This window comes from Agrococcus pavilionensis RW1 (assembly GCF_000400485.1).
In the GTDB taxonomy this organism is placed as follows: domain Bacteria; phylum Actinomycetota; class Actinomycetes; order Actinomycetales; family Microbacteriaceae; genus Agrococcus; species Agrococcus pavilionensis.
In genome coordinates this window covers 1-11252 of the sequence record NZ_ASHR01000048.1, presented here as the reverse complement: position 1 = coordinate 11252, position 11252 = coordinate 1, and the positions used below count along the sequence as shown (strand labels likewise).

Annotated in this window: 11 protein-coding genes and 1 tRNA gene; 5 read left to right on the top strand and 7 right to left on the bottom strand. The window is 72.2% G+C overall.

Going from position 1 to position 11252, the window contains the following annotated elements; genetic code table 11:
* The coding region (locus L332_RS29115) for an IS3 family transposase (RefSeq protein WP_052588795.1) at positions 1-522 on the top strand (522 nt) is incomplete at its 5' end.
* 251 nt (positions 523-773) lie between these two features.
* Here L332_RS29115 and L332_RS29110 read toward each other — a convergent pair.
* Positions 774-1577, bottom strand: a complete 804-nt coding sequence (locus L332_RS29110) for an inositol monophosphatase family protein (protein WP_021011891.1) — start codon at positions 1575-1577, stop codon at positions 774-776.
* 90 nt (positions 1578-1667) lie between these two features.
* Between L332_RS29110 and L332_RS29105 the strand changes: the two genes are divergently transcribed.
* The 3 genes from L332_RS29105 to L332_RS29095 all read left to right on the top strand — a co-directional run bounded on the left by L332_RS29105 (position 1668) and on the right by L332_RS29095 (position 3878).
* Positions 1668-1749: transfer RNA gene (locus L332_RS29105), tRNA-Tyr, on the top strand.
* Positions 1750-1915: 166 nt separating this feature from the next.
* On the top strand, positions 1916-2404 hold the full coding sequence (locus tag L332_RS29100; protein ID WP_021011890.1) for a YajQ family cyclic di-GMP-binding protein: 489 nt from the start codon (positions 1916-1918) through the stop codon (positions 2402-2404).
* 22 nt (positions 2405-2426) lie between these two features.
* Positions 2427-3878: a phospholipase D-like domain-containing protein gene (locus tag L332_RS29095; RefSeq protein ID WP_021011889.1), complete on the top strand. Its 1452-nt coding sequence runs from the start codon at positions 2427-2429 to the stop codon at positions 3876-3878.
* A 9-nt stretch (positions 3879-3887) separates the two neighbouring features.
* On the opposite strand, the gene L332_RS29090 is transcribed toward L332_RS29095, so the two are convergent.
* The 4 genes from L332_RS29090 to L332_RS29075 are packed head-to-tail and all read right to left on the bottom strand — an operon-like array spanning position 3888 to position 7816.
* Entirely contained in the window at positions 3888-4652 is a 765-nt protein-coding gene (locus L332_RS29090) for a sulfite exporter TauE/SafE family protein (RefSeq protein ID WP_021011888.1), read from the bottom strand.
* A gap of 1 nt (position 4653) precedes the next feature.
* Entirely contained in the window at positions 4654-6006 is a 1353-nt protein-coding gene (locus L332_RS29085) for an FAD-dependent oxidoreductase (protein WP_021011887.1), read from the bottom strand.
* A gap of 47 nt (positions 6007-6053) precedes the next feature.
* On the bottom strand, positions 6054-7064 hold the full coding sequence (locus L332_RS29080; protein WP_021011886.1) for a polyprenyl synthetase family protein: 1011 nt from the start codon (positions 7062-7064) through the stop codon (positions 6054-6056).
* Positions 7064-7816 (bottom strand): class I SAM-dependent methyltransferase, encoded by a 753-nt coding sequence (locus L332_RS29075; RefSeq protein WP_021011885.1) that lies wholly within the window; start codon positions 7814-7816, stop codon positions 7064-7066. The genes L332_RS29080 and L332_RS29075 overlap by 1 nt, the downstream gene beginning before the upstream one ends.
* Positions 7817-7885: 69 nt before the next feature.
* Between L332_RS29075 and L332_RS29070 the strand changes: the two genes are divergently transcribed.
* Complete coding sequence (locus L332_RS29070) at positions 7886-9094, top strand: isochorismate synthase (protein WP_021011884.1); 1209 nt, start codon at positions 7886-7888, stop codon at positions 9092-9094.
* A 235-nt stretch (positions 9095-9329) separates the two neighbouring features.
* Here L332_RS29070 and L332_RS29065 read toward each other — a convergent pair whose 3' ends face one another.
* Positions 9330-10181 carry a polyphosphate kinase 2 family protein gene (locus L332_RS29065; RefSeq protein WP_021011883.1) on the bottom strand — a complete coding sequence of 284 codons (852 nt, stop codon included), beginning with the start codon at positions 10179-10181 and terminating at the stop codon, positions 9330-9332.
* Between the two features lie 9 nt (positions 10182-10190).
* The coding region (locus tag L332_RS0115905) for an AI-2E family transporter (RefSeq protein WP_052588794.1) at positions 10191-11252 on the bottom strand (1062 nt) is incomplete at its 5' end.

The following is an 11252-nucleotide window of genomic DNA, read 5'->3' as shown; positions in this document are numbered from 1 at the left end:
GTGCGCACCTGGGCCGGGTTCGCGTACGTGTCGTTCGTGATCGACTGCTTCTCACGCGCGATCGTCGGCTGGCAGGCCGCGACCACGAAGACGACGCCGTTGGTGACCACGGCGCTGCGGATGGGCCTGTGGCGGCGCGACCGAGCCGGCCGCCCGGCGCTCGACGGACTGGTCCATCACAGCGATGCCGGGTCTCAATTCACGTCCGTGAGCTTCGCCGAGACGCTCGCCCTGGAGGGCATCGCTGCGTCGATCGGCTCGATCGGCGACGCGTATGACAATGCCCTCGCCGAGTCGACGATCGGGCTGTTCAAGACCGAAGCGATTCGCGACGACTCACCCTTCCGGACCGGTCCGCTCAAGCAGCTGGAGGACGTCGAATGGGTCACCGCTGAATGGGTCGACTGGTACAACGCCAGGCGCCTGCATTCCACCCTCGGCGACGTCCCTCCCGAGGAGTTCGAGGCCGCGTACTACGCTGACCTCGAAACGCCATCACACCCGGTGCTGGCACCCGCATAGGAGCGGCAGAGAACCGGGGACGGTTCACAGCCGACGAGCGCAGTGCTCGTCGTGTGGGGGATGTCACGCGGGGGCCGTCCTGGAGGTCGAGTCTGGGGTGCGGTGGCGCGCGTCGATCCTGGGGGCGATCGTGACCAGCGCCGGTTCCGATGAAAGCACGGACCGGGCGTCAGGAGCAACGACGCGCGGAGCGGCTCTCTCGCGCGCTCCAGCTATCAAATATAACGGAACGGTAACGGCCTGGCAAGAGGTCAGACATCCCCGACGGGCAGCGGCGCCAGGAGCTCGAGGAGCTCGGCGGCCATCTGCGGGTGCGCCGCGAGCAGGAACCGCGAGCCCGGCGCCTCACCCTGCCAGCCGTGCAGCGAGCCGCCGGCCTCCTCGACGAGGAGCGCCCCGGCCGCGAAGTCCCACGGCTGCAGGCCGATCTCGTAGTAGGCGTTGAGCCGGCCGGAGGCGACGTTCGCGAGGTCGAGCGCGGCCGCCCCGATGCGGCGGATGTCGCGCACGGAGCCGATGAGCTCCTGCACGATCGCGGCCTGCCGCTGCCTGCGGCCCGCGTCGTACCCGAACCCCGTGCCGACGAGCGCGGTCGCCGCCGGGACGGCATCCGCCACCCTGATCGGCCGGCCGTCGAGGGTCGCTCCCCCGCCGCGCGTCGCCTCGAAGCGCTCGCTCGTCGCGGCGTTGACGACGACGCCCGAGAGCGGCTGCCACGTGCTCGGGTCGGGCTCGCCCTCGACGAGGCCGATCGAGACGGCGTACGCGGGGATGTCGTAGAGGTAGTTGACGGTGCCGTCGATCGGGTCGATCACCCACGTGAGGCCCGAGGTGCCCGGGATGCTCGTGCCCTCCTCGCCGAGGATGCCGTCGTCGGGACGCGCGGTGCGGAGGCGCTCGACGACGAGCCGCTCGACCTCGCGGTCGGCCTCGGTGACGATGTCGACGAGGCTCGACTTGCTCGCGGCGACCGCGACGCCGACGCGGCGGCGGGCCCTCGCGAGCTCGGCCGCCTCGACGGCGATGCTGACGTTGAGGTCGTGGAGCTCGCGCATGCCTCCACGGTAGCGATCGCGCCCGGGCGCCCAGCGGGGCGGGGCCGCGCCTGTGGGTGTTGTAAGGTGGACGACGGCCCGCGCGGCCTCGGCGAGTTACCCAAGCGGCCAAAGGGATCTGACTGTAAATCAGCTGGCAATGCCTTCGGGGGTTCGAATCCCTCACTCGCCACCCTCCGGAAGCCCCGCCCTCGCGGCGGGGCTTCCGCCGTCTCCGCCGCGCTCCCTCGGCGCAGAGTCCCGGCACTCTGCTGCTGAGCGCGTCCCGGGGCGCGGAGTTCCGGCACTCTGCGCCGCCGCACGGGACGGGCACGGTGCGACCGGCCTAGGATCAGGGCATGGCAGATTCCTCGTTCGATGTGGTCAGCAAGGTCGACAAGATGGAGGCCGAGAACGCCGTCAACCAGGCGCGCAAGGAGGTCGAGCAGCGCTACGACTTCAAGGGCGTCGGCGCCGACGTCGCGTGGAGCGGCGAGAAGCTGCTGCTCAAGGCGTCGAGCGAGGAGCGCGTGAAGGCCGTGCTCGACGTCGTGCAGTCGAAGTTCATCAAGCGCGGCATCGACCTCAAGATGCTCGACCAGGGCGACCCCTACCCCTCGGGGAAGGAGTTCCGCATCGAGATCTCGCTCAAGGACGGCATCTCGAGCGAGAACGCGAAGAAGGTCACGAAGCTCATCCGCGACGAGGGCCCCAAGAGCGTCAAGGCGCAGATCCAGGGCGACGAGGTGCGCGTCACCTCGAAGAGCCGCGACGACCTGCAGGAGACGATCCGGCTGCTCAAGGGCGGCGACTTCGACATCGACCTGCAGTTCGTCAACTTCCGCTGATCGCCCCGACTCCCCCGTCCCCGTGGAGCTGACGCTCGCGCAGGCGTTCGGCACGCTCTACCTCGTCGTCGACATCCTCCTGCGCATCGTCGCGCTCTTCGTCGTGCCGTACAACCGGCGACCGTCGTCGGCGATCGCGTGGCTGCTCGTCATCCAGCTGCAGCCGATCGTCGGCTGGATCGTCTTCGGCGTCCTCGGCAACACGCGCCTGCCGCGCGCGCGCCGCGAGAAGATGTCGGCGATCCAGGAGCTCATCCGCGAGAGCACGCTCTCGATCGACGACGCGCCCGCCGCGCGCGAGCGACCGTCGTGGCTCGGCGGGGTGCTCGAGCTCAACCGCGCCCTCTCGTCGATGCCGCACGTCGGTCCGACGCAAGGCGTCGTGTGGGGCGAGTTCGACGCGCAGCTCGAAGCGATGGCCCGGCGCATCGACGAGGCGGAGCACTGGGTGCACGTCGAGTTCTACCTCATCGTCGCGAGCGAGCGCACCGAGGTCTTCTTCGCGGCGCTCGAGCGCGCCGCCGCTCGCGGCGTGACCGTGCGCGTGCTCGTCGACCACCTCACGAGCGCGCGCTACCCGCGCCGCAAGGAGACGATCGCCCGGCTCGAGGCGATGGGTGCCGAGTGGCGCGACATGCTGCCGCTCAAGCCGTGGCGCGCGCAGTGGCAGCGGCCCGACCTCCGCAACCACCGCAAGCTCGTCGTGATCGACGGCTCGGTCGGCTTCACCGGCTCGCTCAACCTCGTCGACCCCTCCTACTTGTGGCGGAAGAACATCCGCCGCGGCCTGCAGTGGCGCGACTCGTGGATCGAGCTCACGGGCCAGCCGGTGCGAGCGCTCGACGTGCTCTTCTGGTCGGACTGGTGGGCCGAGTCGAACGAGCTCGTCGAGCTCGCGACGCACGGCTCCGAGCACCAGGGCGACCTCAACGCATCCGTCATCCCCTCCGGTCCCGGCTTCGAGGGCGAGATCAACCTGCGCATCTTCCTCGAGCTCGTGCACGCGGCCGAGGAGCGCATCACGATCGTGAGCCCCTACTTCGTGCCCGACGAGGCGATGCGCTACGCCATCACGTCGGCCGCGATCCGCGGCGTCGACGTCGAGCTGTTCGCGAGCGAGATCGGCGACCAGTTCTGGACCCACCACGCGCAGCGCTCGTACTACGAGGAGCTGCTGCGGGCGGGGGTGCGCATCACGCTCTTCGCGAAGCCGACCGTGCTGCACTCGAAGTTCATGACCTTCGACGACAAGGTCTCGATCATCGGCTCGTCGAACATCGACATGCGCTCGTTCGGCCTCAACTTCGAGGTGTCGATGCTCATCGAGGGCGAGTCGATGGTGAAGCAGCTGCAGGGCACCGCGGAGGGGTACCGGCTGCAGTCGTCGGAGCTCACGCTCGAGACGTGGCTCGCGCGCCCGCGCGTGACGCAGCTGTTCGACAACGTCGCGCGGCTGACCTCGGCGCTGCAGTAGCGCCGCGGCTCACGAGAGCAGCATCGTGAGCGCGACCCCGATCGCGAACGCGATGACGACGAGCCGCAGCGCCCACGAGGGCACGCGGCGCGAGAGCCAGCCGCCCGCGATGCCGCCGGCGAGCGAGCCGACGAGCATGACGAGCACGACGCCCCAGTGGATGAGCGGCGAGAAGGCGAGGATGATCGCGCCCGTGCCGTTGACGACGGCCGCGAGCACGTTCTTGAGCGCGTTGTGGTGCTGGAGCGAGTCGTGGATGAGCAGCCCGAGCATCGCGAGCATCATGACGCCGACGCCCGCGCCGAAGTAGGCGCCGTAGATGCCGACGAGCAGGAGCGAGGCCCTCGTCGCCCAGCCGCCGGTCGAGGCGGTGTCGAAGCCGCTGTCGGGCGCGCGGCCGAGGCGCTTCGCGACCAGCGGCTGCGCGGCGAACAGGCCGGCCGCGCCGAGCACGAGCCACGGCACGATCGCGGTGAACGAGTCGGAGGGCGTCAGCAGCAGCAGCACCGCACCGATCGCGCCGCCGAGCGCGCCGAACGGCGCGTTGGAGAGGAAGCGGCGGCGCTGGTGCCGCAGCTCGGCGCGGTAGCTCCACGCGCCGCCGAGCGTGCCCATGAGCATGCCGATCGACGACGTCATGTTCGCCGCGAGCGGGCTCATGCCGGCGGCGAGCATCGCCGGGAAGGTGATGAGCGTGCCGCCGCCCGCCGCCGCGTTGATCGCGCCGCCGCCGATCGACGCGAGCGCGATCAGCGCCCAGCCGATCGGCTCCAAGTCAGCGCTCGTCGCGCGAGATCTTCACCATCTCGTCGCGCGGCACGACCTTGACGCGCGCGCGCCCGTGCGGCTCGCCGAGCGCCATCTCGTGCTGGTCGAGGCGGATCCAGCCGTCGATGTCGGTCCACTCGACGCCGCGCTCGGCGAGCAGCCGGGGCACGGCGTCCTGGTCGAACGGCTCGGGCGACCACCACGAGTTGGAATCGCCGAGCAGCTGCTCGATCGTCTCCTTCGCATCCGACTTCGTGTGGCCGATGAGGCCCACGGGGCCGCGCTTGATCCAGCCGGTCGCGTACATGCCCGGCAGGGGGCGGATGCCGTCCATCACCCGGCCGGCCTCGTTCGGAATGACGCCGCGACGTTCGTCGAACGGCACGCCCGGCAGCGGCGACGAGAAGTAGCCGACGGCGCGGTAGACCGCCTGCACCGGGAACTCCCGGAACTCGCCCGTGCCCTCGAGCCCATCCGGGGTCGGGCGCGTGCGCTCGACGCGGAGCGCCTCGACCCGCCCGTCGCCGAGCACCGCATCCGGCCGCGACCAGAAGTGCAGGTGCAGGCGGCGCGACGCCTGGCCGACCTCGCGCTGCCGCCACTGATCGAGCACGCGCGAGATCACGAGGATCTGCTTGTTCTGCTTCGCCGTCTCCTCGTCGGGGTCGACGCCGAAGTCCTCGTCGTGCACGATCATGTCGACGTCGCGCAGCTCGCCGAGCTCGCGCAGCTCGAGCGGCGTGAACTTCACCCCGAGCGGGCCACGGCGGCCGAAGACGTGCACGTCGGTGACGGGGGATGCCTCGAGGCCGGCGACGACGTTGCCGGGCACCTCGGTGGGCATGAGGTCCTCGGGGTGCTTCACGAGCATCCGGGCGACGTCGAGGGCGACGTTGCCGTTGCCGATGACGGCGATCTCCTTCGCCTCGAGCGGCCACTCGCGCGGCACGTCGGGGTGGCCGTCGTACCAGGAGACGAAGTCGGCGGCGCCGTAGGAGCCGGGCAGCTCGACGCCGGGGATGTCGAGCGGGGCGTCCTTCGTCGCGCCGGTCGCGAAGATGACGCCGTGGTAGAGCCGCTCGAGGTCGGCGACGGTGATGTCGTCGCCGAACCTCACGTTGCCGAACAGCCGCACGACGCCCGCCTCGAGCACCTCGCGGAGCGCCGAGATGATGCCCTTGATGCGCGGGTGGTCGGGGGCGACGCCGTAGCGCACGAGCCCGTACGGCGCGGGCAGCTGCTCGAACAGGTCGATGTAGACCTCGCCGCCCGCCTCGCGGACGGCCTTCTTCAGGATGTCGGCAGCGTAGATGCCGGCGGGACCGGCGCCGATCACGGCGATGCGGAGCGGTTCGCTCACTTCTCTCCTTGGGGTGAGGGCGGCCGCGCCGCCCGGGCTTCGGGTGCTCAGCGGGTGCGGGAGACGACCTTCTCGGCGAACGCCTCGAGGCCGCGCCGCACCGTGCCGGCGGGGAGCGGCTCGAGCGCCGCGAGCGCCTCGCGCTGCCAGCGCTCCGCCTCGGCCATCGTCTCGTCGACGACGTCGTGGGCGGCGAGCTCGGCGACCGCGGCGGCGAGGTCGGCTTCGTCGGCGGGATCCTGCAGGCGGGCGAGCAGCGCGGCCGCGGCGTCGTCGGTTCGACGGGCCAGCAGCAGCACCGGCAGCGTCTCGACCCCGGCGCGCACGTCGTTGCCCTGGTCCTTGCCGGTGCCGGGGTCGGCCGAGAGGTCGATGACGTCGTCGACGAGCTGGAAGGCGACGCCGATGCGCTCGCCGAACTCGCGGAGCGCCTCGCGGTGCGCGTCGTCGGCGCCGCTCACGAGCGCGCCGCACTCGGCGGCCGCGGCGATGAGCGAGCCGGTCTTGTCGGCGAGCACCTGCAGGTAGTGCGCGACGGGATCCGCGTCGCCGGGCCCGAGCGTCTCGTGCAGCTGCCCGAGGCACAGGCGCTCGAAGGTGCGCGCCTGCAGCTCGGCGACCTCGCGGCCGAGCGGGGCGGCCAGCATGCCGGCGCGCGCGAAGAGCAGGTCGCCGGCGAGGATCGCGACGGAGTTGCTCCACGCGACGTGCGCGGAGGGCACGCCGCGACGCGTCTCCGCCTCGTCCATCACGTCGTCGTGGTACAGGCTCGCGACGTGGGTGATCTCGATGAGCTCGGCCGCCGTGAGCACCTGGTCGTCGACGCCGCGCCCGAGGTGCGCGGTGAGCAGCAGCAGGAGCGGCCGGGCGCGCTTGCCGCCCGCCTCCAGGAGGTAGCGCGTCACCGCATCCGCCACGGAGTCGGCGACGTGCAGGTGGGCGAGGAGCCGCTCCTCGACCGTCTCGAGGCTCTGCTCGATGCGGTCGACGACGCGGCGGTCGGCGGGCGCGGCGAAGCGCGGCCCGCGGAGACCGAAGGTCTCGGGGATCGTCGGCATCAGTCGGCCTGCTCCTCCGGGCTCGCGTGGCGCGCGAGGCGCAGCGCGGCGGTCTGCTCGGTGGGCTTGCGGCCGCGGTGCAGCGCGACGACGCCGAGCGTGAGGTTGCGGTGCGCGACGCGCGTGAAGCCCGCGGTGCGGATCCACTGCGAGAGCGACTGCTGATCGGGCCAGGTCGAGATCGACTCGACGAGGTAGCGGTAGGCTTCGGGGTTGCTGCTCGCGAGCCGCGCCATGCCGGGCAGCGCCGTGCGCAGGTAGAGCTCGTAGCCCTTGCGCACGACGTCGACGGGCGGGTGCGAGAACTCGCACACGACGAGGCGCCCGCCGGGCTTCAGCACGCGGTGGAACTCGCTGAGCGCCGCGCGTGGCTGCTGCACGTTGCGCAGGCCGAACGAGATCGTGACGGCGTCGAAGGTGTCGCCGTCGAACGGCAGCTCGGTCGCGCTGCCGTGCACGAACTCGACGTCGGGGTGGCGGCGCCGGCCCTCCTCGAGCATCCCGTGGCTGATGTCGAGCGCGGTGACGAGCGCGCCGGCCTTCGCCATCGGGGCGGCCGAGGCCCCCGTGCCGGCGGCGACGTCGAGGATGCGCTCGCCCGCCTGCGGGCGCACGGCGCGCTGCATCTGGATGCGCCAGAGCTTGTCGTTGCCGGCCGAGAGCAGCGAGTTGAGCAGGTCGTATCGCTTGGCCGTCGCGTCGAACATGCCCGCGACCTCGTTGGGGTCCTTCTGCATGTCGGCTCGGCTCACACCCCCATCCTAGGCGCCGCGGGCTGGGGCCGAGTCGGGCGCCCGCGACGGCCGTCTAGGCTGGCGTGCATGCCCAGCCTGCACGTGCGCACCGAGCGCGCGGAGCCCGGCCGGCTGCTCGAGCACGCCGAGCCGCGCTGGCCGCTCGCGATCCGCCGCGGCGCCGACGGCATCGTCGGCCGGGGCGTCGCGATGCGGCTCGAGTTCCGGGGGCCCTCGCGCTTCACGGACGCGGCGGATGCGTGGCGCGACGTCGCGCGCGACGCGGTCGTCGACGACGCGGTCGCCGTCCCCGGCACGGGCCTCGTCGCGTTCGGCGCGTTCGCCTTCGACGACGCGTCGGCCGCGACGAGCGTGCTCATCGTGCCGAAGCTCGTGGTCGGCCGTCGCGGCGACGACGAGTGGGTGACCTGGATCGGCGACGAGGGCCGGCTGCACCCGACCGCGGTGGAGGAGGTGCGCGTCGAGCTCACCGACGGCGCGATCGACGCCGAGCGGTACCGCGCCGTCGTGACGGAGGCGACCGAGCGCATCCGTGCCGGCGAGGCCGAGAAGATCGTCGTCGCGCGTGATCGCGTCGGGCAGCTGCCGCCCGACGGCGACGTGCGCTCGGTCGCGGTCGGCCTCGTGCAGCGCTACCCGGACGCGGTGACCTACGCGGTCGACGGGCTCGTCGGCGCGAGCCCCGAGACGCTCATCGCCGCGCACCGCGGCCACTTCTTCTCGCGCGTGCTCGCGGGGACGGCCGCGCGCGGGGCGACGCCGTCGCGCGACGCCGAGATCGCCGAGGCGCTCGCCTCGGGCGACAAGGACCTGCGGGAGCACCGCTTCGCGGCGGACTCCGCGATGGCGGTGCTGCGCGAGCTCGCGCCGGACGCGCGCGCGTCGGAGCCGTTCCCGCTGCGGCTGCCGAACCTGTGGCACCTCGCGACCGACATCACGGGCACGCTCGGCGATCGCTCGACGCTCGACGTGCTCGCGCTGCTGCACCCGACGGCCGCGGTCGGCGGCACGCCGCGCGAGGCGTCGCTCGCGCTCATCCGCGAGCTCGAGGGCGTCGACCGGGGCCGCTACGCCGGGCCCGTCGGGTGGATCGACGGCGACGGCGGCGGCGAGTGGGTCATCGCGCTACGCGGCGCGGAGATCGCGGCCGACGGCGGCATCCGCGCGTTCGCGGGCGCGGGCATCGTCGCGGGCTCGGACCCCGAGGCGGAGCTCGCCGAGACCGGCGTGAAGCTGCGCCCCATCACCGACGCGCTCGCCGACCCGCTCCCCTGACTCGCGCCCGCCGCCGAGTGGCGCCTCCCGCATCTGAATGGCGCCTCCCGCGCCTGAATGGCGCCTCCCGCGCCCGAGTGGCGCCTCCCGCACCTGAGTGGCGCCTCCCGCACCTGAGTGGCGCCTCCCTTGCCTGAGTGGCGCTTCCGGACGGTGAGTGGCGACTTCCGCAAGCCGGGAGTCGCCCTCGACGCAGGCGCCACTCACCTGCCACAGGCGCCACTCGAGCGCGCGGTCAGCTCGCGGGGGTGCCACCCGCGCCGACGAGGCGGGCTCGCTCGGCGGCCACGTCGAAGTCGGCCGTCGGCCACTGCGGGTCGATGCGCTCGAGCGCCTCGAGCAGCAGCTCGCGCACCGCGAGCCGCGAGTACCACTTGCGATCGGCGGGCACGACGTGCCACGGCGCCTGCTCGGTGGCCGTGCGGGCGATCGCGATCTCGTACGCCTCCATGTAGGCATCCCAGTGCTCGCGCTCGTCGATGTCGCCCGGGTTGTACTTCCAGTGCTTGTCGGGCCGGTCGAGGCGCTCGAGCAGCCGCGTGCCCTGCTCCTCGAACGAGACGTGCAGCATCACCTTGATGAGCGAGATGCCGCGCTCGGCGATCCCCCGCTCGAACTCGACGATGCGGCCGTAGCGCTCCTCGATCACATCGGGCGCCGAGAGCCCGCGCACGCGGTGGATGAGCACGTCCTCGTAGTGCGAGCGGTCGAAGACGCCGATCATCCCCGGCGCCGGCAGCTCGCGCTCGATGCGCCACAGGAAGTCGTGCGAGCGCTCCTCCTCGGTGGGCGCCTTGAACGCCTTGATGCGCACGCCCTGCGGGTCGACCTGGCCGACGACGTGCCGCATGATGCCGCCCTTGCCGGACGTGTCCATCCCCTGCACCATGAGCAGCACCGCGCGCTCGCCGCCCGCGGTGCTCTCGGCGAAGAGCCGCTCCTGCAGCTCGGCGAGGCGCTCGGCGCCCGCCTCGAGCGCCCGCTGCCCCTCGGCCTTGCGGCCGTCGAAGCCGGGAGTGGATGCGGGGCTCACGCTCGCGAGGTCGACGGGACCGGTGATGCGCAGCGCGTCGGTGATCGCAGTCATGGCGGGAGACTAGCCCGGCGACGCTGGCGGCTCCTGGATGGGGACCGCCGCGGTGGGCGGCCGCTGATCGCGAGGCCGCACCCCGGGCGACACGGCGCGGCCGAGCCTGCCCGGCGGCGCCGCGTCGACCTTGTTCGAGATGAGCTTGCTGATCCACCCGAGCCGCGGGTCGGGGTCGACGAGCATCGTCTTGACGGCGAGCGTCGCCGGCAGCGCGAGCAGCGCGCCGACCGGTCCGAGCGCGAACGCCCACACGAGCAGCGACAGGAACGAGGTCGCGGGCGTCACGCCGACCGCGTCGCCCGCGACCTTCGGCTGCACGAGCGACTGCATGACGAAGTTGATGACGCTGAAGAGGATCGCGGTCAGCAGCGCGTTGAGCGGGCCGTTCGCGAGCAGCGCCATGAGCGTCGGCGGCACCGTGCCGATCACGAAGCCGATGTTCGGGATGTAGTTGGTCACGAACGCGAAGACGGCCCAGACGAGCGCGAGCGGCACCCCGAGCGCCGTGAGGGCGACGAGGTCGAGCGCCGAGACGACGAGGCCGAACAGCGTCGTGACGACCCAGTATCGCTGCACGCCGGCCGCGAAGCGGTCGACGCCGCGCACGAGGTCGGGGTTGGTGATCGCGATGCGCTGCATGCGGTCGGGCAGCCGCATCGAGTCCCACGCGAGGAAGAAGATGACGACGAAGAGGGTCGCGACGAAGCCGAGCACGACGCCCGCGTCCGAGGCGAGCGCGCCCACGGTGCTCGCGATCGCGCCGGGGCTGAAGGCGTTCCGCAGCTGCTGGAGCGCCTCGTCCTCCGAGACGCCGAGCGTCTCGAGCCACGCGAGCGTCTCGCGGTAGAGCCGGTTGAACTCGCTCGAGTAGCCGGGCAGCTCGGTCATGAGCGACTGCACCGACCAGTAGATCGACCACAGCAGCGCGACGAGGAAGCCGTAGACCGTCAGCATCGACGCGAGCGCGGCCACGAGCCTCGGCGCGCCGATGCGCAGCAGCCACTGCTGCAGCGGCATGACGGCGATCACGAGGTTGAGGCCGAGGAAGACGGGGGCGACGAAGGATGC

Excerpts from the sequence above, each read along its gene's own strand:
- L332_RS29110 (WP_021011891.1), bottom strand. The coding sequence starts at position 1,577 with ATGCGCGAGCTCCACGACCTCAACGTCAGCATCGCCGTCGAGGCGGCC.
- L332_RS29100 (WP_021011890.1), top strand. The coding sequence starts at position 1,916 with ATGGCAGATTCCTCGTTCGATGTGGTCAGCAAGGTCGACAAGATGGAG.
- L332_RS29080 (WP_021011886.1), bottom strand. The coding sequence starts at position 7,064 with ATGCCGACGATCCCCGAGACCTTCGGTCTCCGCGGGCCGCGCTTCGCC.
- L332_RS29070 (WP_021011884.1), top strand. The coding sequence starts at position 7,886 with ATGCCCAGCCTGCACGTGCGCACCGAGCGCGCGGAGCCCGGCCGGCTG.
- L332_RS29065 (WP_021011883.1), bottom strand. The coding sequence starts at position 10,181 with ATGACTGCGATCACCGACGCGCTGCGCATCACCGGTCCCGTCGACCTC.